This is a genomic window from Salinibacterium sp. AL4.1 (assembly GCF_059767305.1).
The window spans coordinates 14,144-36,060 of record NZ_JBSOQK010000003.1 but is presented as its reverse complement, the minus strand read 5'-3'; the positions used below and the strand labels follow the sequence as shown (position 1 = coordinate 36,060).

Annotated in this window: 24 protein-coding genes; 21 read left to right on the top strand and 3 right to left on the bottom strand. The window is 60.9% G+C overall.

Going from position 1 to position 21,917, the window contains the following annotated elements; translation table 11 throughout:
* Positions 1 to 2 precede the first annotated feature (2 nt).
* Genes ACWTV3_RS12735 through dapF form a run of 4 tightly spaced genes read left to right on the top strand, consistent with a single transcriptional unit; the run spans position 3 to position 4,334 of the window.
* Positions 3 to 932, top strand: coding sequence for a regulatory protein RecX (locus ACWTV3_RS12735; RefSeq protein WP_498478580.1), 930 nt, complete (start codon positions 3 to 5; stop codon positions 930 to 932).
* Between the two features lie 43 nt (positions 933 to 975).
* Positions 976 to 2,511 carry a tRNA (N6-isopentenyl adenosine(37)-C2)-methylthiotransferase MiaB gene (miaB, locus tag ACWTV3_RS12730; RefSeq protein ID WP_498478579.1) on the top strand — a complete coding sequence of 512 codons (1,536 nt, stop codon included), beginning with the start codon at positions 976 to 978 and terminating at the stop codon, positions 2,509 to 2,511.
* 7 nt (positions 2,512 to 2,518) lie between these two features.
* The gene (miaA, locus tag ACWTV3_RS12725; RefSeq protein WP_498478578.1) at positions 2,519 to 3,469 is read left to right on the top strand and encodes a tRNA (adenosine(37)-N6)-dimethylallyltransferase MiaA; all 951 of its coding nucleotides are present in this window, start codon (positions 2,519 to 2,521) and stop codon (positions 3,467 to 3,469) included.
* Positions 3,456 to 4,334 carry a diaminopimelate epimerase gene (gene dapF, locus ACWTV3_RS12720; protein WP_498478577.1) on the top strand — a complete coding sequence of 293 codons (879 nt, stop codon included), beginning with the start codon at positions 3,456 to 3,458 and terminating at the stop codon, positions 4,332 to 4,334. Before miaA ends, dapF begins: the two co-directional genes overlap by 14 nt.
* Before the next feature lie 41 nt (positions 4,335 to 4,375).
* Here the strand turns inward: dapF and ACWTV3_RS12715 are convergent, their stop codons facing one another.
* Positions 4,376 to 4,996, bottom strand: a complete 621-nt coding sequence (locus tag ACWTV3_RS12715) for a class I SAM-dependent methyltransferase (RefSeq protein WP_100390086.1) — start codon at positions 4,994 to 4,996, stop codon at positions 4,376 to 4,378.
* A gap of 42 nt (positions 4,997 to 5,038) precedes the next feature.
* Here ACWTV3_RS12715 and hflX point away from each other — a divergent pair, with 42 nt between their 5' ends.
* Complete coding sequence (hflX, locus tag ACWTV3_RS12710) at positions 5,039 to 6,601, top strand: GTPase HflX (RefSeq protein ID WP_498478576.1); 1,563 nt, start codon at positions 5,039 to 5,041, stop codon at positions 6,599 to 6,601.
* Between the two features lie 52 nt (positions 6,602 to 6,653).
* Here the strand turns inward: hflX and lexA are convergent, their stop codons facing one another.
* On the bottom strand, positions 6,654 to 7,343 hold the full coding sequence (gene lexA / locus ACWTV3_RS12705; RefSeq protein WP_498478575.1) for a transcriptional repressor LexA: 690 nt from the start codon (positions 7,341 to 7,343) through the stop codon (positions 6,654 to 6,656).
* Between the two features lie 227 nt (positions 7,344 to 7,570).
* Here lexA and ACWTV3_RS12700 point away from each other — a divergent pair, with 227 nt between their 5' ends.
* The 6 genes from ACWTV3_RS12700 to ACWTV3_RS12675 all read left to right on the top strand — a co-directional run bounded on the left by ACWTV3_RS12700 (position 7,571) and on the right by ACWTV3_RS12675 (position 11,955).
* Positions 7,571 to 7,936 carry a LysM peptidoglycan-binding domain-containing protein gene (locus ACWTV3_RS12700; RefSeq protein ID WP_498478574.1) on the top strand — a complete coding sequence of 122 codons (366 nt, stop codon included), beginning with the start codon at positions 7,571 to 7,573 and terminating at the stop codon, positions 7,934 to 7,936.
* 86 nt (positions 7,937 to 8,022) lie between these two features.
* Complete coding sequence (locus tag ACWTV3_RS12695; protein WP_498478573.1) at positions 8,023 to 9,108, top strand: histidinol-phosphate transaminase; 1,086 nt, start codon at positions 8,023 to 8,025, stop codon at positions 9,106 to 9,108.
* A complete protein-coding gene (gene hisB / locus ACWTV3_RS12690) occupies positions 9,108 to 9,713 on the top strand; it encodes an imidazoleglycerol-phosphate dehydratase HisB (RefSeq protein WP_100390090.1) in 606 nt (201 codons plus the stop codon). The genes ACWTV3_RS12695 and hisB overlap by 1 nt, the downstream gene beginning before the upstream one ends.
* On the top strand, positions 9,670 to 10,347 hold the full coding sequence (gene hisH, locus ACWTV3_RS12685; RefSeq protein WP_498478572.1) for an imidazole glycerol phosphate synthase subunit HisH: 678 nt from the start codon (positions 9,670 to 9,672) through the stop codon (positions 10,345 to 10,347). Before hisB ends, hisH begins: the two co-directional genes overlap by 44 nt.
* Positions 10,348 to 10,426: 79 nt before the next feature.
* Positions 10,427 to 11,176 carry a bifunctional 1-(5-phosphoribosyl)-5-((5-phosphoribosylamino)methylideneamino)imidazole-4-carboxamide isomerase/phosphoribosylanthranilate isomerase PriA gene (gene priA, locus ACWTV3_RS12680; RefSeq protein WP_100390092.1) on the top strand — a complete coding sequence of 250 codons (750 nt, stop codon included), beginning with the start codon at positions 10,427 to 10,429 and terminating at the stop codon, positions 11,174 to 11,176.
* A gap of 2 nt (positions 11,177 to 11,178) precedes the next feature.
* Complete coding sequence (locus ACWTV3_RS12675; protein WP_498478571.1) at positions 11,179 to 11,955, top strand: SseB family protein; 777 nt, start codon at positions 11,179 to 11,181, stop codon at positions 11,953 to 11,955.
* A gap of 111 nt (positions 11,956 to 12,066) precedes the next feature.
* Here ACWTV3_RS12675 and ACWTV3_RS12670 read toward each other — a convergent pair whose 3' ends face one another.
* Positions 12,067 to 12,417, bottom strand: a complete 351-nt coding sequence (locus ACWTV3_RS12670; protein WP_100390094.1) for a DUF1844 domain-containing protein — start codon at positions 12,415 to 12,417, stop codon at positions 12,067 to 12,069.
* A 301-nt stretch (positions 12,418 to 12,718) separates the two neighbouring features.
* On the opposite strand from ACWTV3_RS12670, the gene infC reads away from it, so the two are divergent.
* The 10 genes from infC to pheT all read left to right on the top strand — a co-directional run bounded on the left by infC (position 12,719) and on the right by pheT (position 21,859).
* Positions 12,719 to 13,336: a translation initiation factor IF-3 gene (gene infC, locus ACWTV3_RS12665; RefSeq protein ID WP_100390095.1), complete on the top strand. Its 618-nt coding sequence runs from the start codon at positions 12,719 to 12,721 to the stop codon at positions 13,334 to 13,336.
* Positions 13,329 to 13,523: a 50S ribosomal protein L35 gene (gene rpmI, locus ACWTV3_RS12660; protein ID WP_100390096.1), complete on the top strand. Its 195-nt coding sequence runs from the start codon at positions 13,329 to 13,331 to the stop codon at positions 13,521 to 13,523. Before infC ends, rpmI begins: the two co-directional genes overlap by 8 nt.
* A gap of 18 nt (positions 13,524 to 13,541) precedes the next feature.
* Positions 13,542 to 13,928 (top strand): 50S ribosomal protein L20, encoded by a 387-nt coding sequence (rplT, locus tag ACWTV3_RS12655; protein WP_009771944.1) that lies wholly within the window; start codon positions 13,542 to 13,544, stop codon positions 13,926 to 13,928.
* Positions 13,929 to 14,032: 104 nt separating this feature from the next.
* On the top strand, positions 14,033 to 14,836 hold the full coding sequence (locus ACWTV3_RS12650; protein ID WP_498478570.1) for a TrmH family RNA methyltransferase: 804 nt from the start codon (positions 14,033 to 14,035) through the stop codon (positions 14,834 to 14,836).
* A 92-nt stretch (positions 14,837 to 14,928) separates the two neighbouring features.
* Positions 14,929 to 15,681, top strand: a complete 753-nt coding sequence (locus ACWTV3_RS12645; RefSeq protein WP_498478569.1) for an amino acid ABC transporter ATP-binding protein — start codon at positions 14,929 to 14,931, stop codon at positions 15,679 to 15,681.
* Positions 15,682 to 15,718: 37 nt separating this feature from the next.
* Positions 15,719 to 16,588, top strand: a complete 870-nt coding sequence (locus ACWTV3_RS12640) for a glutamate ABC transporter substrate-binding protein (protein ID WP_498478568.1) — start codon at positions 15,719 to 15,721, stop codon at positions 16,586 to 16,588.
* 77 nt (positions 16,589 to 16,665) lie between these two features.
* Positions 16,666 to 17,334 (top strand): amino acid ABC transporter permease, encoded by a 669-nt coding sequence (locus ACWTV3_RS12635; protein WP_100390100.1) that lies wholly within the window; start codon positions 16,666 to 16,668, stop codon positions 17,332 to 17,334.
* Positions 17,331 to 18,275 (top strand): amino acid ABC transporter permease, encoded by a 945-nt coding sequence (locus tag ACWTV3_RS12630; protein WP_498478567.1) that lies wholly within the window; start codon positions 17,331 to 17,333, stop codon positions 18,273 to 18,275. The genes ACWTV3_RS12635 and ACWTV3_RS12630 overlap by 4 nt, the downstream gene beginning before the upstream one ends.
* Before the next feature lie 51 nt (positions 18,276 to 18,326).
* Positions 18,327 to 19,367 (top strand): phenylalanine--tRNA ligase subunit alpha, encoded by a 1,041-nt coding sequence (pheS, locus tag ACWTV3_RS12625; RefSeq protein ID WP_498478566.1) that lies wholly within the window; start codon positions 18,327 to 18,329, stop codon positions 19,365 to 19,367.
* Positions 19,367 to 21,859, top strand: coding sequence for a phenylalanine--tRNA ligase subunit beta (pheT, locus tag ACWTV3_RS12620; protein ID WP_498478565.1), 2,493 nt, complete (start codon positions 19,367 to 19,369; stop codon positions 21,857 to 21,859). The genes pheS and pheT overlap by 1 nt, the downstream gene beginning before the upstream one ends.
* Positions 21,860 to 21,917 lie beyond the last annotated feature (58 nt).

Sequence of the window (21,917 nt, the reverse complement as noted above, 5' to 3'; positions counted from 1 at the left end):
CCATGACTAATCCCGACGACGACTACATCGCTCCCGTTATCAACCTGTTTGGTGACCGCACGGCTGCAGCGCAGCCTGAAAACGCTGCGGTGGAGTCGTCGTCGGAGAGCGTCGATGACGCGAATGCCAGCGCGGCCGGTTCCCCGATCGAAGAGGAAGGTTGGGCAGACGAAGCACCGGTCAATGGTTTCCCCCATGACACGCGCGACCTCGGGATCGTCGCCCCGGCAACCCTCGCTCCGGTTGCGTCGATCCGCCCCGTGCGAGCCCTCCCGACCATGCGTGACTTCGAGTCGGCGAGCTCTCGAGAGAGAAGCGACACCGGCAGCGTCGCGCAGGAGGATGGCCCCAGGTCGCCTACGGGGGAGCCCGACGCTCCCGACCTGTCGAGCGCAGACGCGTCGAGCGCAGGCTCCTCACGAGCAGGCCGCCGCGAAGCGCGTGACGGTTTCTCGGAGATCAGCAGAGTAAGCATGCGTGCTCTCGCACGCAGGGGCATGTCTTCACACGAGATGACCCAGTTTTTGGGCACACGTGAATTCGACAGCGACGAGATCGACGCCGAGATCGAGCGACTAGAGGGTTCTGCGCTTCTTGACGATGCGGCTCTGGCAGAAACTCTTACGCGCACGTTGCGCGAACGCAAAGGCCTGGGGGCTTCCGCCATCACGGCAGAGTTGCGCCGCCGCAAGATCGATCAAGAGCACATTGATGTCGTCGTCGACTTTGAGCGCGATGACGAACAAGAACGCGCGAACGAACTAGCCTTCAAGCGGGCTCCGCAGCTGCGGTCTCTCGACAGCATGACGGCCAAACGACGGCTAAGCGGTTTCCTGCTTCGCCGCGGCTACTCAGGCTCCGTCGTGTCGGCCGCAGTAAATGCTGCCTTGGCCGGCGGTGGCGCATCTTCGAATGGCCCCACCTTCCGCTGACGTACGTCAAGTCCCACACGCGTTCAGGCTTAAGGTGGAACACATGATTGACGAAAAACTGGCGAGCCCGCGCAGCTATGAAGTGCGCACCTACGGATGCCAGATGAATGTGCACGACTCCGAACGTCTCAGCGGCTCCCTTGAGGCCGCCGGCTACATCCGCGCCACCGAGGGCCAAGCTGACGTCGTCGTCATCAATACCTGTGCCGTTCGCGAGAACGCCGACAACAAGCTCTACGGCAACCTCGGCATGCTCGCGAGCGTCAAAAAAGAACACGACGGCATGCAAATTGCCGTCGGCGGCTGCCTTGCGCAAAAGGATCAGGGCGTCATCCTCGAAAAGGCCCCGTGGGTCGATGTGGTGTTCGGCACCCACAACATGGGCTCGCTGCCCACGCTCCTCGAGCGCGCACGCCACAACGAAGAAGCCCAGCTAGAGATTCTCGAGTCCCTCGACGTCTTTCCTTCCACACTTCCCACCCGTCGGGAATCAACCCACAGCGCGTGGGTGTCGATCTCCGTCGGCTGCAACAACACCTGCACGTTCTGCATCGTTCCCACGCTGCGCGGCAAGGAGAAAGACCGCCGCCCCGGCGAAATTCTCGCTGAAGTGCAAGCAGTCGTCGATGACGGTGCCACCGAAGTAACCCTTCTCGGGCAAAACGTGAATTCCTACGGCGTTGAGTTCGGTGACCGTCAAGCGTTCAGCAAACTGCTTCGCGCCACCGGGTCAATCGAGGGTCTCGAGCGCGTGCGGTTCACAAGCCCGCATCCGGCTGCGTTTACCGACGACGTCATTGATGCGATGGCCGAAACTCCCAATGTCATGCCGCAACTGCACATGCCGCTTCAGTCCGGCTCTGACCGCATCCTCAAGGCCATGCGTCGCAGCTACCGTTCGACCAAATTCTTGGGGATCCTCGAACGCGTGCGTGCGCAAATGCCGGATGCGGCCATTACGACCGACATCATCGTCGGTTTCCCCGGCGAGACCGAGGAAGACTTCCAAGAGACACTTCGCGTCGTCGAAGAGTCTCGCTTCGCGTCGGCCTTCACCTTTCAGTACTCGATTCGCCCAGGAACCCCCGCGGCCACAATGGAAGATCAGATTCCCAAAGAGGTCGTGCAAGAACGTTACGAGCGCCTCGCCGCTCTACAAGATCGCATCTCGCGTGAAGAAAACGACAAGCAAATCGGCCGCACACTGCAGGTGATGGTCACGGCGACCGAGGGGCGCAAGCAGGCCGAGACCGCACGACTGTCGGGCCGAGCCGAAGATTCCCGCCTCGTACACTTCAACGTGCCCGAGGGCAGCGCAACTCCGCGTCCCGGTGACGTCGTCACGCTGACGGTGACCGAAGCTGCGGCGTTCCACCTCGTGGCGGACACCCCTGCGGGAGGGCAGCTTGACATCCGCCGTACCCGCGCCGGGGATGCATGGGACCGGGCCGAAGCGGCATCGTGTGGAGTGCCGTCAGCGGCCTCCGCCGGTGACGTTGCCCCCAAAGTCTCGCTGGGGCTGCCGACGATTCGCGTCGCCACGACGCCGATCTACGATCCCAGCGACTCGCTGCGCTAACCCTGAGATGGCTATCGCCAGCACACCACCCCTCGTTGTTGTCGTCGGGGCAACCGGAACCGGCAAGTCCGAGCTATCTCTCGACATCGCCCAGAGCCTAGAGCGCCAGGGCAAAGCGAGCGAGATCATCAACGCCGACGCTATGCAGTTTTACCGCGGCATGGATATCGGTACCGCCAAGCTTCCTGTAGACGAACGTCGCGGCATCCCGCACCACATGCTCGATATTCTCGACCCCACCGATGACGCCAGCGTGGCGCAGTATCAAGTGGATGCTCGGCAACTGATTACGCAGATTCAGAGCGCGGGGCGCGTACCGATCATGGTCGGGGGATCAGGGCTCTACGTGTCGAGCGTCATCCACGACTTTCAGTTTCCCGCTCGCGACCCTGAGGTGCGGGCACGGCTAGAAGCTGAGCTTGAACGCGATGGAGTCGGCCTCCTTTTCCAGAAGCTCCAAGCGCTGGATCCGGCGGCTGCACAATCGATCGGTGCCAGCAACGGGCGCCGCATCGTGCGTGCTCTTGAAGTGATCGAGATCACGGGGGAGCCCTTTGGTGCGGGCTTACCCGAAGAAACCAAGCTCTGGACGCCAGCGCACATCTTCGGTCTCACCGCTCCGCGAGACGAGCTCGTGCCGCGACTTAACCGTCGGGTGCAGCACATGTGGGATACCGGGCTTCTCGACGAGGTGCGCGGTCTTCGCGAACGGGGTCTTGGCGTTACGGCTGCGCGCGCGATTGGCTACGCGCAAGCGATCGAGCAGCTCGATGGCACGCTCAGCGAAGCCGAGGCTATCGAGCACACCGCGGCTCTCACTCGCCGCTATGCCCGCCGCCAGGTGGGGTGGTTCAAACGTTACGAACAATGCCACTGGCTGGCCTACGACGATCCCGACCGCGTGCAACGTGCTCTGGCGGTCGTGATGGGAGAGAATGGATCGCATGGCGACGCTTAACTTCACCAAAGGTCAGGGAACTGGCAACGACTTCGTTCTCTTCACTGACCCTGATGGCGAGATAAATCTCACACCCCAGCAGGTCGCGGCAATTTGCGACCGTCAGTTCGGGGTCGGTGCCGACGGCGTCATCCGTGCCGTGCGCTCTCGCAGTCTCGATGCCGGTGCTGCGGCGCTAGCGGAAGACGCCGATGCCGAGTGGTTCATGGATTACCACAACGCCGATGGCAGCATCTCGGAGATGTGCGGCAACGGCATCCGCGTGTATGCGGAGTATCTTGCCTCGGAAGGGCTCGTTGATTTCGAACCCGGGGATACGCTCCCGATTGGCACGCGAAGCGGTGTACGCGACGTGCAAAAGAACATGGCCGGCTATCAGGTCGACATGGGCCGTTGGATGCTCGACGGTGGCGAACCGCTCGTGCGTGCGAAAGAACTCGAAGTGGCGCGCCCGGGCCTCGGTATCAACGTCGGCAACCCCCATGTGGTGGTGGCTTTGGCCGAAGAGGCCGAACTCGATCGCGTAGACCTCAACTACATCCCCGTCATCGACCCGCTACCCGAACACGGCGCCAATGTTGAATTCGTTGTTCCTGCCGAGCCGCTCGTGAAAGACGGGGTCGGTTCAATCCGGATGCGGGTGCACGAGCGCGGCAGCGGCGAAACGTTGTCGTGTGGCACGGGTGCAGTCGCGGCGGCGCTTGCTATTCGCCACTATGCCGGACGCAGCGCGCCGCACCAGTGGCGCGTGACCGTTCCCGGTGGCACGGTTGTCGTGCGCATGTTCCCGACCGAGGATGGCGAGCACGTTTCGTTGAGCGGCCCAGCCGAGCTCGTGTTCACGGGAACGCTAGAACTCGCTTAGCGAGCCCCCTGCGGCCCCAGAGCCGCCTTTCCGTCTGCGAGCTACTCGCTGACGGCGTGGTGGCGCGCCCGCAGCACTCGGTAGCCCTTGTTGGTGGCGGCGCGCGTGAAGCTGAAGTTGTCGGGGAAGGTTGCTTCCATCCACCGCTGGAGGGAATCTGATCCCAAGTTCTTTTGCACCACTAGCCATGCGTCGGCATCGAGCTCGAGGCGGGGCAGCCAGGTCTGCAGAATGTTGTGGAGTTCGTTCTTGCCCACGCGAATCGGCGGGTTCGACCAAATAGACATAAATGTTATGTCTTCCGGAACATCTGCGGGCAGAACCGCGTTAATGTTGGGTATGGACAATTTCTCGGCGTTAGCCCGCACAAGATCCAGTGCGCGCTCGTTGACGTCCACCGCCCACACCGTTGCATGAGGTGACTCGAGGGCAAGGGTGAGCGCCATAGGTCCCCAGCCGCAACCGAGGTCAAGCAGGTTTCCTCCCGGAGGAGGCGCCGGCACATTCGACAGCAGAACTTTCGTTCCGGCATCGATGCGCTCGGGGCTAAAGATCCCATTTGACGTGACAAGTTCGCGTTCAACACCTGCAATGGTCGCGTGAATCGTCCGCAACTTGAGATCACTCTCGGGTGATGACGAGAAGTAATGCTCGTTGGCCATGCACAGAACTTACCGAAAACTAGACAAGTAGGGTTAACCCAAATGACGCGAAACACGACAGAAACCAGTATCGAGGCCAATAACGGCGACGACGCCGAGCGTTCCGTCGACCGTGTTCTAGCGAGCGAAGGCTCCGATCATGCCGCGGTGAAGCGGTTCGGGGCGGCGGGGCTTGGCAATTCAGGCGCGCAAGCGTTGCAGTCGGATGCTCACTATGAATCCGACCGCGATGGCGACCAGTTCGATCGCGACGATCGACATGCACTCAAGCGCGTTGCCGGTCTTTCGACCGAACTCGACGACGTCACCGAAGTTGAGTACCGCCAGCTACGTATTGAGAACGTTGTTCTCATCGGCATCTACGGGCAGGGCAACCTGCGCGACGCCGAGAACTCCATCCGCGAACTCTCGGCTCTCGCCGAGACCGCGGGTGCTGTGGTGCTTGACGGCCTCTTGCAGCGACGCAGCCATCCTGACCCGAGTACGTACCTCGGTAAAGGTAAAGCTCGTGAGCTGAAGGATGTGGTGGCCGCAACCGGTGCCGATACCGTTATCGCTGACACCGAGCTCGCACCGAGCCAGCGACGTGCGCTGGAAGACGTTGTCGGCGTTAAGGTCATCGACCGCACTGCCGTCATCCTCGACATTTTCAGCCAGCATGCCACGAGCCGCGAGGGCAAGGCTCAAGTTGAGCTTGCTCAGCTCGAGTACCTGTTGCCCCGACTGCGTGGTTGGGGTGAATCGATGTCTCGCCAGGCCGGTGGTCAGGTCGGTGGCGCCGGCGCCGGTATGGGTAGTCGCGGACCGGGTGAGACGAAGATCGAACTTGATCGTCGTCACATCCACACTCGCATGGCTCGTCTGCGTAAGCAGATCAAGAGCTTCGCACCGGCTCGCGAAGCGAAGCGGGCTAACCGTGACCGGTTCGAAGTGCCGAGTGTCGCAATCGCTGGCTACACCAACGCGGGCAAGTCGAGTTTGCTCAACCGCATGACTAAGGCCGGCGTACTCGTCGAGAATGCTCTGTTCGCGACGCTTGACGCCACCGTTCGCAAGTCGACGACGGCTGACGGGCGACTGTTCACTCTGAGCGACACCGTCGGCTTCGTTCGCAATCTGCCTCACCAGCTCGTGGAGGCGTTTCGTTCCACGCTGGAGGAGGTCGGCCAGGCCGACGTCATCGTGCACGTTGTTGACGCCTCGCATCCTGACCCCGGAGCGCAGCTCGCTACCGTTCGCGACGTGATCGGCGAGTTGGGTGCCCGCGGCATCCCAGAGATCGTCGTGTTCAATAAGAGCGATCTTGCGGATGACAACCAGCGTTTGGTGATCCGTGGCCTTGAACCGACGGGCATCTTTGTGTCGGCACGCTCCGGCGAGGGCATTGACGAACTCAATGCGCGCATCTCGGAACTGCTGCCGAAGCCGGAGGTCGAAGTGACCCTGCTCGTGCCGTATGACCGTGGAGAGGTGATCTCACGCCTGCACGTACAGGGCCGCGTCTTGTCAACGGACTATCGCGAGGAGGGAACGCTTTTGACGGCGCTCGTGCACCCCGCGCGTGTGCCGGAGATCGAAGAGTTCGTCACCGCTCAGGTGAAGTAGTTTGTCGCGGTGTAGCCCCGATCACACGGGGCTACACCGACTTGGTCAGCCTTTAGAGTGCGCGCAGTACCGTAACGACTTTGCCGAGTACCTGCGCGTAGTCGCCAAGGATCGGCTCGAAGTTGGAGTTGCGGGGGAGTAGCCACGTGTGGCCGTCGCGCTGACGGAAGACCTTGACGGTGGCTTCGTCATCAAGCATTGCTGCCACGATGTCGCCATTCTCCGCAGTTGGTTGCTGGCGCACCACTACCCAGTCACCGTCGCAAATCGCCGCGTCGATCATGGAATCTCCGACGACCTTGAGCATGAAGAGCTCGCCCTTGCCCACGAGTTGGCGGGGGAGGGGGAATACTTCTTCGACGTGCTGTTCGGCGGTGATCGGAATACCGGCAGCAATACGTCCGACGAGAGGGACCATCGCTGCATCGCCCATAGAGGGGCTGATGGTGCTGGATTCATCGACCGCGCTCGGAACATCGATGAGTACTTCGATCGCGCGCGGGCGATTGGGGTCTCGGCGTACGTAGCCACTCAGCTCAAGCTGGTTGAGCTGGTGCGTCACGCTCGATAGCGAAGAGAGCCCGACGGCGTCGCCAATCTCACGCATGCTCGGCGGGTATCCCTGAGTAGCTACAGAACGCTGGATCATTTCGAGGATCGCCTGCTGCTTGGCGCTCAGGTTGGTTCGCCGCCGCGTTCCCCGCTCAGAAGCGTCATCGGGGCGGGCTGTTGAGTCAGTCACGAGTCCTCTATTTCTGCCAGTGACGATTCCAATGTCAGTGGCTCATTCGAAACTGTATCCGCAGGAGAGGCCAAAACCAAACATCTGTTCGAGTGTCTGAAACAAATGTCACTGGCTTCTTCGAATATGTACTTGATATTCGAACTATTCGAATGTATGTTCGGAACACAGCTTCGCACCCGGCTCTCCCGGCCGAGAGTCGGGTGCGATAACCCCTAGAGGAGTGAATGATGTCCACTGCAGTGATTGCACCTAACGCGGCTGTCCGTGCTCGGCAGTCTGCACCGCGTCTTCGCCTCACCACGCGTGGCCGTGTCGTCTTCACGACGCTCGCGGCCGCACCGTTGGTTGTCGCCGCGCTCGTGTTCTCGCTCAACAGCGGTGGAGCAGCAGCGACCCTCGACTCGGATGAGAATGCCTTCGTGTATGTCGATGTGTCAGCCGGCCAGTCCCTCTGGAACATCGCCGAGCAGCATGCTCCTGGTCAGGACCCGCGTGAGGTAGTCGCCCAGCTCGTGCAGCTCAACCAGCTTCCGTCGGCAGATATCTTTGCGGGTCAAGAGCTCGCGATCCCCGCAAGCTTCTCGCGCTAAAGAGGGTCTCGCTGAGCCTCCAGCGTGCGGTCCTAGCCAATCGTCATGAGGCGCAGAGTCCAGCCGCGTTCCTCTAGCATTGATAAGTGACTTCGCTTTCTGATCTCCCCATTCGTGACGACCTTCGCGGTCTTACTCCCTACGGCGCGCCGACTGACCCCGTGCGCATCCAACTCAATGTCAACGAGAACACGCATCCGATTCCGGAAGCAGTCGCTACCGACATCGTGATGGCCCTCGCCGGCGCGGTCATGAACGCCAATCGGTACCCGGACCGCGAGTTCACCGAGCTTCGCGAGTCACTCGCGGCCTACTTGGGGCACGGTCTGACGGCCGACCACATTTGGGCAGCCAATGGCTCAAACGAGGTTCTCCAGCAAACATTGCAAGCGTTCGGAGGTCCCGGGCGCCGTGTCCTCGGCTTCCCCCCTACGTATTCAATGCACTCGATCATCGCCTCGGGTACGGGAACGGAGTGGGTTACTGCGCCACGCGATCCTGCCTACGACATCACTCCTGAGAGCGTGGTGGCCGCAATCGCCGAGCACACACCCGACGTCGTGTTCCTGTGCTCACCTAATAACCCGACGGGCACTCCGGTGAGTAACGACACCATCGCCGCAGCGTACGACGCGACTGACGGCATCGTTCTCGTCGATGAGGCCTACGCCGAGTTCTCTGACCGCGAATCGGCTCTGGCATTGCTCGACGGTCGCCCTCGCCTCATCGTTTCTCGCACCATGAGCAAGGCGTTCGCTTTCGCGGGAGCACGCGTGGGCTACCTCGCGGCCGATCCCGCCATCGCTGATGCGCTACGACTCGTTCGCCTGCCCTATCACTTGTCCGCTCTCACGCAGGCGGCGGCTGTTGCGGCGCTAGCCCATGCACCGGAGATGCTTGCGATGGTCGACGAGATCAAGACTCAGCGTGACCGAATGAGCGCCGGGCTGTCGGCTCTGGGCTTCGCGCCAGTGCCCAGCGAGGCAAACTTCGTGCTGTTCGGGGGAGTTGACGACCCGAAAGCTCTGTTCCACAAGCTTCTCATTCAAGACATTTTGATCCGCAACGTGGGCATCCCGCACCACTTGCGAGTCACCGCCGGTACTGCGGAAGAGACCACGGCATTCTTGGATGCGATGGCAGACCTTCAAGCGCTCGGTAGGGTTGAGTAATGACTTCAGATCGCACCGCGACGATTAAGCGCGAAACTAGCGAGTCGAGCATCGAACTTTCGATCAACCTCGACGGCACCGGCACCTCATCTATTGAGACCTCGGTTCCTTTCTATGACCACATGCTGACGGCATTCTCTAAGCACTCGCTAATCGACCTCACGGTCAAAGCAAGCGGCGACACCCACATCGACGTGCACCACACGGTGGAAGACATCGGTATCGCGCTGGGGCTCGCCATCAAGCAGGCTCTGGGAACCAAGGCGGGTATCTCGCGCTACGGTGACGCTCTCGTGCCTCTCGATGAAGCTCTCGTGCGGGCGGTTGTTGATGTTTCTGGTCGTCCCTACCTCGTACACACGGGGGAGCCTGCGGGCTTCGAGATGCACCTCATCGGCGGGCACTTCACGGGCTCGATGGTGCGTCACGTCTTTGAGGCAATCAGTTACAACGCGGGCATTACGGTGCACGTGACGGTATTGGGTGGCCGCGACCCGCACCACATTGCGGAGGCCGAGTTCAAAGCTTTCGCTCGCGCGATGCGTGCTGCGGTCGAGCCGGATGCTCGTGTCTCGGGTATCCCGTCTACGAAGGGCGCGCTCTAGAGTGGCTGCTCCTTCAGTTGTCATCCTCGACTACGGTTCCGGCAACATCCACTCGGCGGCGAAAGCTCTCGAGGCCGCCGGGGCGAACGTTCGGTTGAGTGCGGATCGGTCGGTTGCTGAGGCAGCAGATGGTCTCCTCGTGCCCGGCGTCGGCGCCTTTGCGGCCGTCATGTCGGCTCTCGAGTCAGTTCGCGGTGGCGCAATCATCGAAAAACGGCTCACGGGTAGCCGCCCGGTTATGGGTATCTGTGTCGGCATGCAAGTGCTCTTCGCCTCTGGCGACGAACACGGCATTCAGACCGACGGGCTCAATGAGTGGCCGGGTGTTGTAGAAAAGTTACCCGCGCCGGTTTTGCCGCACATGGGCTGGAATACTGTCGCGACTCCTGACGATACGACGCTGTTCGATTCCATTCGCGACGAGCGTTTCTACTTCGTTCACTCGTACGCTGCACAGCAGTGGACGCTTGACGTTCAGCCCCCTTTCCCGCAGCCGAAGCTCACCTGGGCTGACCATGGCGGGCGTTTCTTGGCAGCGGTCGAAAACGGACCCTTGACTGCCACTCAATTTCACCCGGAGAAGTCGGGCGAAGCCGGAATCAAACTTCTAAGCAACTGGTTGAAGACACTCTGATTTTGCGCCTGTTCGTCGTGCACTAGTATCGGATGCTTGTGCGCGGCGTTCCGCGGTCAGGTCTTTAGAGAGCGTATCTATGAGCGAGTTCAACAAAACCCCCGGTCTTACCCTGCTTCCCGCAGTGGATGTTGCAGACGGTAAGGCTGTGCGTCTTACGCAGGGCGAAGCCGGCACTGAGAAGAGCTACGGCGATCCATGTGCTGCGGCGCATGACTGGGTCGACCAGGGCGCAGAGTGGATCCACCTCGTTGACCTCGACGCGGCTTTCGGTCGGGGCAACAACCACGCGATGATCAAGAAGGTCATCAAGTCCACACCCAAGCGCGTGAACATCGAACTGTCGGGCGGCATCCGCGATGACGAGTCGCTCGAAGCTGCTCTCGCCACCGGCGCCAAGCGCATCAACCTCGGTACGGCCGCGTTGGAGAACCCCGAGTGGGCTGCCCACGTTATCGCCGAGTACGGTGAGGCAATCGCTGTCGGTCTCGATGTCCGTGGCACGACGCTCGCTGCCCGCGGTTGGACTCAAGAGGGCGGCGACATCTGGACCGTCCTCGACCGCCTCGAGTCCGCCGGCTGCTGCCGCTACGTGGTGACTGACGTCACGAAGGACGGCACGCTACAGGGCCCGAACATCGAACTTCTCCGCCAGGTCATGGACCGCACCCACCGCCCGGTCATTGCCTCGGGCGGAGTGTCGAGCTTGGATGACCTCATTGAACTGCGCGAACTCGTTCCCCAGGGGCTCGAGGGCGCCATCGTCGGTAAGGCGCTGTACGCCAAGGCCTTCACGCTCGCTGAAGCGCTCGACGTCTCCTCGCACTAATCATGACCGCGGAATCGAACGCAGCAGACTCGGCCGGGGTTCCCTGGGCGGGGCGCTCGTTCGAGCCGAATCCTGCGCCGGATGACGATGGTCGTGCCCCAGAAGAGCTCATGGCCGCGATCACCCGCTTTCACGCCGGTGACGCTTCCGAGTCCGAAGTCGTCGATCAAGTACGCACCTCGCGCCTGCTGATCCCGCTCCTTGCGAAGGCAGGGGAGACCGGCACCTCCGCCGAGGGTCTCACCGTCGATAAGACTCAAGAGCTATCGATCGTGACCGTCACTGGGCCCGATGGCCGCGCAGTGCTGCCGGTGTTCAGCTCCGTTGACGCGATGAAGACCTGGAACCCGGATGCTCGGCCGGTGCCTGCAGCAGGCACCCGTGTCGCGCTGGCAGCCGCGAGCGAAAATACTGACCTTGTCATTATTGACCCGCTGAGTGACAGCGAGTTCATCATCCGTCGCCCCGCAGTGTGGGCGATTGCTCAGTCCGTCGATTGGACCCCGAGCTTCCTGCGCGCTGACGTTCGAGATGAGTTTGCGGCATCCGCTGCTGACGAATCGAACGTCGTTGACGTTCAGCTTCTCGCCGGCGACCCCGGAGCCCGCTTGCAGGGCCCCGAATTGGTCGTGCAGATCGCCATGCGCGAGGGGCTTGATCGCGAGACTCTCGACGCCATCATGGATCGCCTTCGCACGAGTTGGAGCGCTTCAGAGCTCATCGCAGAGTCGGTCGACTCTCTCGCAATTCAAGTGGTGCGGGCCCCCGCTACCGACTAGCCAAGCAAACCTGGCGGTCGCCGAGCCAGCGGTAATCCCGCAGTCGAGGCGTCGCCCGACGGCAATAGAGCCGTCGTGCCCAGCGGCCCAAGGGCCGCCGGGGGAGCATGGCTAGTTGACGGGGCCGGTGTACTTCTCGCCGGGGCCCTGGCCGGGTGCATCCGGGAATGTCGATGCTTCGCGGAACGCGAGCTGCACCGAGCGCAGGCCGTCGCGCAGCGGGCGAGCGTGGTGGTTTCCGATTTCTGGGGCGGCGGCGGTCACAAAGCCGGCGAGGGCATTGATGAGCTTGCGTGCTTCGTCCAGATCTTTTTCTGCCTCGGCATTGGGGCCATCCGAAAGTCCCAGCTTGACGGCGGCGGCACTGAGCATGTGTACGGCGACGGTGTTAATTACCTCGACCGCGGGTACTTCAGAGATGTCGCGAAGTTCGTTGTAATCCTCATTGGTGGGCTCGCTCATGATGTCCTTCGCTAATTGGGGTTCGCTCTGCTATCCTTATGCAGGCCCGGGGCTTGCCCCGGTTACGAAAGTGGAGATTCTCCCACCTGTCAACCGCATACAAGGTTACCGGGTAGTTACACCCCGCACAGTCCGCTGGCGGTACAGTCTGCATGATCTAGGCGATCGTGCGAATTGTTCCGGATGCTGGCTGCGCAGCTTTAAAGGGTGATGCAGCATCGCTGCGTTTGATCCTCTTTCGTGCCATGGCATCCGCCAAACTGCGCAGTGATTACTACTGTTCCACTGCGCATCACGAACTGTGAGGAGAACACGCATCAGCGATCCCCGTACCAACGACCGAATCCGAGTTCCTGAGGTCCGTCTTGTCGGACCCGGCGGTGAACAAGTCGGTGTCGTCTCCATTGACGTCGCCCTCCGACTCGCCCAAGAGGCAGATCTAGATTTGGTCGAGGTTGCTCCCAATTCCAAGCCTCCCGTTGCCAAGATCATGGATCACGGCAAGTTCAAGTACGAAGAGGCGCAGAAGGCGAAAGAAGCTCGTCGCAATCAGGCAAACACGATCCTCAAAGAGGTTCGTTTCCGCCTGAAGATCGACAAGCACGACTACGAAACCAAGCGCAAGCGTGCCGAAGGATTCCTCTCGGGCGGCGACAAGGTCAAAGCAATGATCTTGTTCCGTGGTCGTGAGCAGTCGCGTCCGGACCAGGGCGTCCGTTTGCTTCAGAAGTTTGCCGAAGATGTGTCGGAGTTCGGTTCCATCGAATCGACCCCGACGATTGACGGTCGCAACATGGTCATGATTATTGGCCCACACAAGACCAAGGCAACGGCGAAAGCTGAAGCCGAGGCCCGCAAGGTAGCTAACAAAGCTCCTCGTGCGGCAGAAGTTCCAGAGAAAGAGGAGAAAGATGCCTAAGCAGAAGACGCACTCAGGCACCAAGAAGCGTTTCAAGGTCACCGGTAGCGGCAAGGTCATGAAGCAGCAGGCTGGTATGCGACACAACCTCGAGGTCAAGAGCGGAAAGCGTAAGCGCTCGCTCAACCAGGATCAGGTTCTTGCATCGCAGGATGCCAAGGTCATCAAGAAGCTTCTCGGTAAGTAAGGGTTTAGGACACACATAATGGCAAGAGTAAAAAGAGCCGTAAACGCTCACAAGAAGCGTCGGGTAATTCTCGAGCGCGCAAAGGGTTACCGCGGACAGCGTTCGCGTCTGTACCGTAAGGCCAAGGAGCAGGTCACTCACTCGCTCGTCTACGCGTACCGTGACCGCCGTGCCCGCAAGGGTGAATTCCGTCGCCTGTGGATCCAGCGCATCAACGCTGCATCGCGTGCCAACGGCCTCACCTACAACCGTCTCATCCAGGGCTTGAACCTGGCCGGAGTGCAGGTTGACCGTCGTATCCTCGCTGACCTCGCTGTCACCGAGCCCGCCACGTTCGCGTCGCTGGTTGCAACCGCTAAGGCTGCACTGCCCGCTGACACGTCGGCACCTCGTTCGGCTGCGTAACTAGCCGCACAACTATTCGTGCAATCGGCACGTTGTAGTGACCAATATGGTCTCTGCAGCGTGCCGATTCTCGTATATCAGGCCCGCGCGCTTAGGGTTATTTTGTGATTGATAACCCGCGTTCTCCACGCGTACGTGCAGTAGCCAAACTCGCTAAGAAGAGCGCCCGGTCTGAGACTGGGCTTTTTCTCTTAGAGGGGCCCCAGTCGGTTTCTGAGGCGCTTGAATTCCGCCCGGACCTCTTGGTGGAGCTGTACGCCACGCCCACCGCTCTTGAGCGCCATAGCGGCATTGCGCGCGCGGCCGAAGAAGCGGGTGTCGAGGTTGAGTTCGTCTCGGAGCAAGTCCTCGAAACCATGGCCGACACTGTGACTCCCCAAGGCGTGCTCGCAGTGTGCCGTCAATTCCCCACATCGTTGAAGGACATCCTTGCGGATGGTCCCAAGCTCATCGCTATCCTCGAAGAGGTTCGCGACCCCGGTAACGCCGGCACGATTATCCGTGCCGCAGATGCCGCTGGTGCTGACGCAGTCATCCTGACCGGCCGCAGCGTCGATCTTTACAATCCCAAGGTCGTTCGCGCCACTACAGGATCGCTCTTTCACGTTCCCGTCGCCGTCGGCGCTGAGCTCGAAGAAGTGCTCGAGCGAGTCAAGGGCGAGGGGTTGCGCATTCTTGCCGCCGATATCAAGGGCGGAGATCTCTTGGCTGCGCGCAACGAAGGTGTGCTCAATCACCCGTCAGCGTGGTTGTTCGGCAATGAGGCCCGTGGTCTTACCGATGAGCACTATGTGCTCGCCGACTGGGTCATTTCGGTGCCAATCTATGGCCACGCGGAGTCGATGAATTTGGCTACTGCGGCATCCGTGTGTCTCTATGAAAGTGCTTTCGCGCAACGCAGCAACTAGCTCGTGCCACTAATCGTGATTTAGTGTCACGAGCGTGTTACAACTAGGCGCGTCGATTGACCCCCGTTGTCGGGGTGTGATTATGTTTCTGTATGGCAGCGCAGAGCGGTGAACCTCTGGTCGTAATCGACCACGTCAACAAACATTACGGTGAGCTTCACGTGCTCAAAGATATCTCGACCACCATTAAACGTGGTGAGGTAGTTGTCGTCATTGGGCCAAGTGGTTCAGGAAAGTCCACGCTCTGCCGTGCGATCAACCGGCTCGAAACCATCGATGACGGCACCATCACTATTGATGGCAAGTTGTTGCCCGAAGAGGGCGCGGGGCTCGCCAAGCTTCGTGCAGACGTCGGCATGGTGTTCCAGTCGTTCAACCTCTTCGCTCACAAGACGATTCTGGAGAACGTCACGCTCGGCCCGCGCCGCGTGCGCAAGATTTCCAAGGTTGAAGCTGACAAGCACGCAATGGAACTGCTCGATCGCGTGGGTATCGGCAACCAGGCATCCAAGATGCCGGCCCAGCTTTCTGGTGGTCAACAACAGCGCGTTGCCATCGCTCGTTCACTCGCCATGGACCCGAAGATCATTCTTCTCGATGAGCCCACGTCGGCTCTCGACCCCGAGATGATCAACGAAGTTCTCGATGTCATGGTGCAGCTCGCCAAAGACGGCATGACCATGCTCGTGGTCACTCACGAAATGGGCTTCGCTCGTAAGGCCGCTGACCGCGTGATTTTCATGGCGGATGGCGAAATCGTTGAAGAGGCTGAGCCTGAGCAGTTCTTCACCAACCCTCAATCTCCGAGAGCGCAAGACTTCCTCTCGAAAATCCTTACCCACTAACTCAGCGGGTAATCCCCACAGCAGCAAGGAGAAACACATGAGACTCAAAAAAGGTCTGATGATTTCTGCCATCGCCGTCGTAGGTCTTCTTGGCCTCAGCGCATGTGCAGCAGACTCAGGAACAACTGATCCTGAAGTCGTCGTTCCGGAGTTCGAGGCAGGCACCACGATGGCTGAGCTTGCCGATGCCGGCACGATCACGATCGGTACCAAGTTCGACCAGCCGCTGTTCGGTCTCAAGGGACCGTCGGGCGACCCCGTCGGTTTTGACGTCGAAATTGGCAAGATCATTGCTGCTTCGCTGGGTATTAGTGAAGACAACATCGAGTGGAAAGAAACCGTTTCCGCCAACCGTGAGTCGTTCATCGAGAACGGCACCGTTGACATCGTGATCGCTACTTACACGATCAACGACACTCGCAAGGAAGTAATTTCCTTCGCTGGTCCCTACTACAACGCAGGCCAGGACATCCTCGTTCTTGAAGGTAACCCCGAGGGCATCACTGGCCCCGAGGACCTCGCAGGCATGGACGTCTGCAGCGTTGCCGGTTCGACTTCAGAAAAGAACATCGCTGAGTACGACGTCAAGCTCATCACCACCGACGCCTACTCCGCTTGCCTCGAGCCGCTTCGTAGCGGCAAGGTTGTCGCTGTTACCACCGACAACGTGATTCTGGCTGGCCTCGCCGACCAGAACGCTGGTGAATTCGAAGTTCTCAGCAACCCGTTCACCGAAGAGCCTTACGGCATCGGTCTTGGACTCAACGATGACGCTTTCCGCGATTACATCAACGACGTTCTTGAGGCCTCGTACTCCGACGGTTCGTGGGATGCGGCGTGGAACGAGACTGCAGGCACCGTCCTGAAGCTTCCGACCCCGCCCGCTGTAGACCGCTACAGCAACTAGTGTGCTCGGTGCCCGTCCGCGGCTAACGCGGGCGGGCACCTTCCACGCCCTTTTCATTTACTTTCCAGGAGGCCCGGATGGACGTCATCACTAACGCGATCGACGCCCTTGTCGACATAACGCCGCTCTACATGGAGGGCTTTCTTCTGACGTTGGCCCTGTTGGGCATCGCTGGCGTCGGGGCGTTTATTCTTGGGGTTCTGATCGCGGCGATGCGTATCTCGCCGGTTCCTTCGTTGCGCATCTTCGCAACCGTCTACACCGAGCTGCTTCGCAACATTCCGTTGCTTCTCGTCTTGTTCTTCTGTGCCTTCGTACTGCCCATTCTTGGCGTTGACCTCGACTACTTCCTCTTGGCAGCGCTCGGTTTGACCCTCTACACCTCTCCCTTCGTGGCTGAGGCGGTGCGTTCCGGGTTCAACGGTGTTCCCGTGGGCCAGGCCGAAGCTGCCCGCAGCATTGGCATGGGATTCACCCAGACTGTTGGCCTCGTGATTCTTCCGCAGGCAAGTCGCATGGTGGTCCCACCACTCATCAACGTGTTTATCGCGTTGACCAAGAACACATCGGTTGCGGGAGCGTTCTTCGTCAACGAGCTCTTCAAAGCAACCGGTGCTGCATCGCGTGACCACGGTGACCTTGTTCTGCTCACCCTTATTTACGCCGCTGCGCTGTACTTGGCAATCACTATTCCGCTTGGGCTGATAGCCGGAGCGATCGAGAAGAAGGTAATGGTGCTGCGATGAGCGCGAGCGTACTGTATGACGCCCCCGGTCCAAAAACCCGGCGCAACTCGGCCATCGCCTCTGCTGTCGGTGCCCTTCTGATCATCGGCCTGATCATCTGGGTCTACTTCATCCTTGCGGCGCCCCGTGTCAGTGCCAATGGTGCCGAGCAGCCCGGACTCTTCGATCCGTCGCGAACCGACATCCTCGCCGACCCTGAAATCTGGGGCGCCTTCGGCCGCGGTGTGCTTAACACCCTGCGCATGGCGGGAGTCGCGGCAGTGCTCGCGATCATCATCGGAATTCTGTTTTCGTTTGGCCGCACTGCGGCATCCAAGTGGGTGCGTATTCCGACGTCGATCGCGCTTGAGATCTTCCGCGGCATGCCGCTGTTGCTCCTCATCTTCTTCGTGTTTCTCATGTTTTCGACCGGTGGTTACTGGGCCGGTGTGCTTGGTCTCGCGATCTACAACGGCGCGATCATCGGTGAAGCATTGCGAGCGGGCATTAGTTCGCTGCCCAAGGGGCAACGCGAAGGTGGTCTGTCGATCGGCCTCACTTCGCTGCAGACACGGTTCATCGTGGAGTTCCCGCAAGCTTTCCGTCAGATGCTGCCGATCATTTTGGCGCAGCTCGTCGTGCTCTTGAAAGACACCTCTCTTGCGTACGTCGTTGCGTACCCCGAGCTTTCGCGCACGATCAAGGAGCTTCAGAACTTCTACGGCAGCCGCTACGTCTTCACACTGTTTGCCATCGGTCTGGTCATTTACTTGGTCATGAACGTGAGCCTGTCGTACATCGCACGCTACATTGCGAAGAAGAGCGGTCCCAAGGATGGTGCGACCACTCCGAACGCACCCAAGCAACCGGGAGCAGATGGCACCCGCGCCATCACGATGCCGCCGCGCGGTCACGCTAGTTACGGCATTGACAACGGCAGCACTGGTGGCGGCGGGCACTAGCTCCTCGAGGAGGGCGGCCCGCGACAGCGGTGTCCGCTAAACTCGGGTCTTGTGTCTGAACCCACCCCGATCACAGAACCAGCGGTAACCGCAGCGGTCGAAGCAGCTCTTGCTGCCATCGAATCCGCCGCGACAATGGCCGACCTCAAAACGGTGCGCGGCGCCCATCTTGCCGAGGGCTCGCCACTGGCAGCGCTTAACGCTCAGATGAAGAACGTGGCGCCCGCCGACCGAGCTGCCACCGGCAAGCTCATCGGAGCCGCCCGCGGTCGCGTCAACGGCGCTTTTAGCGCGCGCGAGGCCGAGTTGGCAGTCGCCGAGGAGCAAGCCAAGCTTGCGGCAGAAGCGGTGGATGTCACGGCCGTCGCCACTCGCTACGTGAAGGGCGCCCGGCATCCGCTGAGCCTGCTCATGGAGCACATGAGCGACATCTTCGTCGGTATGGGTTGGGAGGTCGCCGAAGGACCCGAACTCGAGAACGAGTGGTTCAACTTTGACGCCCTCAACTTCGACCAAGATCACCCCGCGCGGGCGATGCAAGACACTTTCTTCATCGACCCAGTGGACTCGCACTTGCTGCTGCGCACGCACACGAGCCCGGTTCAGATCCGTTCGTTGCTTGAACGCCCGCTGCCGGTCTACGTTGTTGCGCCAGGACGCGTGTTCCGCACCGATGAACTCGATGCGACCCACACGCCGGTGTTCCACCAGCTGGAAGGCATCGCCATCGACAAGGGCCTCACGATGGCTCACCTCCGCGGCACGCTTGAGCACCTCGCTCGCGCGATGTTCGGCGACGGTGCCCAGATTCGTCTGCGCCCCAACTACTTTCCCTTCACTGAACCCAGCGCCGAAATGGATGTCTGGCAGCCGAACGCCAAGGGTGGCGCACGCTGGGTTGAGTGGGGTGGCTGCGGCATGGTCAACCCCAACGTGTTGCGTGCCGCCGGCATTGATCCGGACGAATATCAGGGCTTCGCCTTCGGTATGGGAATTGAGCGAACGCTTCAGTTCCGCAACGAAATGAATGACATGCGAGACATGGTCGAGGGCGATATTCGCTTCTCCCAGCAGTTCGGAATGGTGGTCTGATGAAAGTTCCCATGAGTTGGTTGCGGGAATTCGTTGAGATCCCCGCAGACATTACGCACGAGCAAGTTCATGCTGCCCTCGTCAAGGTCGGCTTTGAAGAAGAAGACGTTCACAGCTTCGACATCTCTGGCCCGGTCGTTGTCGGCCAGGTGCTCGAGTTCGTCGGCGAGCCCCAGTCCAATGGCAAGACCATCAACTGGTGCCAGGTCGATGTTGGCGAAGCAGAGCCTCGCGGCATCGTCTGCGGAGCCCACAACTTCGTTGTCGGCGACAAGGTCGTCGTCACGCTGCCCGGTTCAGTCCTTCCCGGCCCGTTCCCTATTGCTGCCCGCAAGACCTACGGTCACGTCTCCGATGGAATGATCGCGTCTACTCGCGAGCTCGGCCTCGGCGATGAGCACGACGGCATCCTCGTATTGTCCACATTGGGTCTCGACCCCGAGGTCGGAACGAGCGCGATTGAACTGCTTGGTCTTGATGACTTTGCGGTAGAGATCAACGTCACGCCTGACCGCGGTTACGCGATGTCACTACGCGGCGTTGCTCGCGAATACGCGCTCTCGACGGGCGCTACGTTCACGGACCCCGCCGACGCTCCCACGATCACCGAAGCGAGCGGTTTCCCCGTAGTCATTGCTGACGACGCGCCCATTCGCGGTCGCGCCGGGGTGCGAGCCTTCGTCACCCGTGTCGTGCGGAACGTGGATGTCACCAAGCCAACGCCCTCGTGGATGATCACGCGTCTGGCGCTGGCCGGCATCCGCTCGATCTCGCTCACGGTCGACATTACGAACTACGTGATGCTCGAGCTCGGGCAGCCGATTCATGCGTACGACCTCGACCGTGTAGCAGGCGGCCTCACGGTCCGTCGGGCTCAGGCAGGGGAGACCCTCACAACGCTCGACAGCAAGTCGCGCAAGCTTGACCCCGAGGACCTGCTGATCACTGATGAGTCAGGCCCGATCGGCCTTGCTGGCGTTATGGGGGGAGCGAGCACTGAGATCACAGATTCCTCGACCAACGTCTTGATCGAAGCCGCAAACTTCGAGCCCATTTCGATCGCGCGTACCGCTCGTCGCCACAAGCTCGGTAGCGAAGCATCGCGTCGCTTCGAGCGCGGTGTTGACCCGCTAGTGGCTCCGGCCGCAGCAGCGCGAGTCGTCGAGTTGCTGGTTGAACTGGGTGGCGGAACCGTCGACGAGCTCGGCAGCGACCTGCTCGCCGATCACGCCGTGGATGCCGTTGACCTGCCCGAGGGCTACGCTCAGGGCCTCATCGGCGTGCACTACTCCGCTGACGAAATCACTGATTCGCTGCAGGCGATCGGCGCAACGGTCGAATCAACCGACACCGGCTGGAGCGTCACACCGCCCAGCTGGCGCCCCGACCTTGGAGATAAGACAACGCTCGTTGAGGAAGTGGCTCGCATCGTGGGCTACGACCGCATTCCCGCTGTCCTTCCCATTGCGCCTCCGGGCCGCGGCCTCACACGGGCGCAGCGACTGCGACGTACGGTGTCGAACAGCCTTGCGGCCTCTGGCCTCACCGAGGTCTTGGCCTACCCCTTCATCTCGCAGCACTCGAACGACCTCTTTGGGGCGTCCGAGGCGGGGGGAGCAACCACAATTAAGCTCGCGAACGCTCTGGACCCGGATGCCGCCACGATGCGTCGTTCGTTGATCCCCGGCCTCGCGGCGATCGCTCACCGCAATGTGTCTCGCGGGCTGACCGACTTGGCGCTCTTCGAGGTAGGAACAGTCTTCTTGCCCGAAGCCGGACGTAGCTACGGCAGCACGTCGCTGCCGCTCGGTTACGAATTGCCGAGTGACGCTGCTCTCGCCGACTTGCGCTCGAGCATCCCTGAGCAACCGTGGCATGTCGCCGCATTGTTCCTCGGCGATGCCGTGACGCGTCAGCCGGGCCAGCAGCCCGTCTCCCGTGGACTCGCGGATGCTCTGGCAACTGTTCAGCACGTGGCGGCGACGCTCTCGGTGGAGATCGCCGTTGTCACGGGCAGCCATCACTCGATGCACCCGGGCCGCACCGCGGAACTTCGTGTCGGAGACACAACCGTGGGCTACGCCGGCGAGTTACTTCCGGCCCTCGCCCAGGAGCTTGACCTTCCGCGCGTCGTCGCGGTGCTCGAACTTGACCTCAGCGTGCTGATTCAGAGTGCGGCAGAAGACGTCGCGGCAACGCCGATTGTTTCCTACCCGGCAGCAACGCAGGATCTCTCCCTCGTGGTGCCGATCGAGGTGCAGGCAGGTGAGCTCTTGGCTCTCATCCGTGCGGGTGCCGGCGAACTGTTGGAGAACGTGCGCCTTGTCGACGACTACCGCGGAACAGGTATCCCCGAGACGCACAAGTCGCTGACGTTCGCGCTGCGCTTCCGTGCCGTCGACCGCACGCTCACGCAGGCGGAAGCGACCGACGCGAAGAACGCCGCTGTCGCTCTCGCGGGAGAACGCGTCGGCGCTGAGCTGCGCGAGTAAGACCTCGCTTCACCGAAAGCCGGTCCTCACCCTACGGTGATGGCCGGCTTTTGTGCTT

Bases quoted from the DNA above. Each gene is read 5' to 3' on its own strand.
- ACWTV3_RS12735 (WP_498478580.1), top strand. From the start codon at position 3: ATGACTAATCCCGACGACGACTACATCGCTCCCGTTATCAACCTGTTT.
- miaB (WP_498478579.1), top strand. From the start codon at position 976: ATGATTGACGAAAAACTGGCGAGCCCGCGCAGCTATGAAGTGCGCACC.
- miaA (WP_498478578.1), top strand. From the start codon at position 2,519: ATGGCTATCGCCAGCACACCACCCCTCGTTGTTGTCGTCGGGGCAACC.
- dapF (WP_498478577.1), top strand. From the start codon at position 3,456: ATGGCGACGCTTAACTTCACCAAAGGTCAGGGAACTGGCAACGACTTC.
- ACWTV3_RS12715 (WP_100390086.1), bottom strand. From the start codon at position 4,996: ATGGCCAACGAGCATTACTTCTCGTCATCACCCGAGAGTGATCTCAAG.
- hflX (WP_498478576.1), top strand. From the start codon at position 5,039: ATGACGCGAAACACGACAGAAACCAGTATCGAGGCCAATAACGGCGAC.
- ACWTV3_RS12700 (WP_498478574.1), top strand. From the start codon at position 7,571: ATGATGTCCACTGCAGTGATTGCACCTAACGCGGCTGTCCGTGCTCGG.
- hisB (WP_100390090.1), top strand. From the start codon at position 9,108: ATGACTTCAGATCGCACCGCGACGATTAAGCGCGAAACTAGCGAGTCG.
- hisH (WP_498478572.1), top strand. From the start codon at position 9,670: ATGCTCGTGTCTCGGGTATCCCGTCTACGAAGGGCGCGCTCTAGAGTG.
- priA (WP_100390092.1), top strand. From the start codon at position 10,427: ATGAGCGAGTTCAACAAAACCCCCGGTCTTACCCTGCTTCCCGCAGTG.
- ACWTV3_RS12675 (WP_498478571.1), top strand. From the start codon at position 11,179: ATGACCGCGGAATCGAACGCAGCAGACTCGGCCGGGGTTCCCTGGGCG.
- ACWTV3_RS12670 (WP_100390094.1), bottom strand. From the start codon at position 12,417: ATGAGCGAGCCCACCAATGAGGATTACAACGAACTTCGCGACATCTCT.
- rpmI (WP_100390096.1), top strand. From the start codon at position 13,329: ATGCCTAAGCAGAAGACGCACTCAGGCACCAAGAAGCGTTTCAAGGTC.
- rplT (WP_009771944.1), top strand. From the start codon at position 13,542: ATGGCAAGAGTAAAAAGAGCCGTAAACGCTCACAAGAAGCGTCGGGTA.
- ACWTV3_RS12645 (WP_498478569.1), top strand. From the start codon at position 14,929: ATGGCAGCGCAGAGCGGTGAACCTCTGGTCGTAATCGACCACGTCAAC.
- ACWTV3_RS12640 (WP_498478568.1), top strand. From the start codon at position 15,719: ATGAGACTCAAAAAAGGTCTGATGATTTCTGCCATCGCCGTCGTAGGT.
- ACWTV3_RS12635 (WP_100390100.1), top strand. From the start codon at position 16,666: ATGGACGTCATCACTAACGCGATCGACGCCCTTGTCGACATAACGCCG.
- ACWTV3_RS12630 (WP_498478567.1), top strand. From the start codon at position 17,331: ATGAGCGCGAGCGTACTGTATGACGCCCCCGGTCCAAAAACCCGGCGC.
- pheT (WP_498478565.1), top strand. From the start codon at position 19,367: ATGAAAGTTCCCATGAGTTGGTTGCGGGAATTCGTTGAGATCCCCGCA.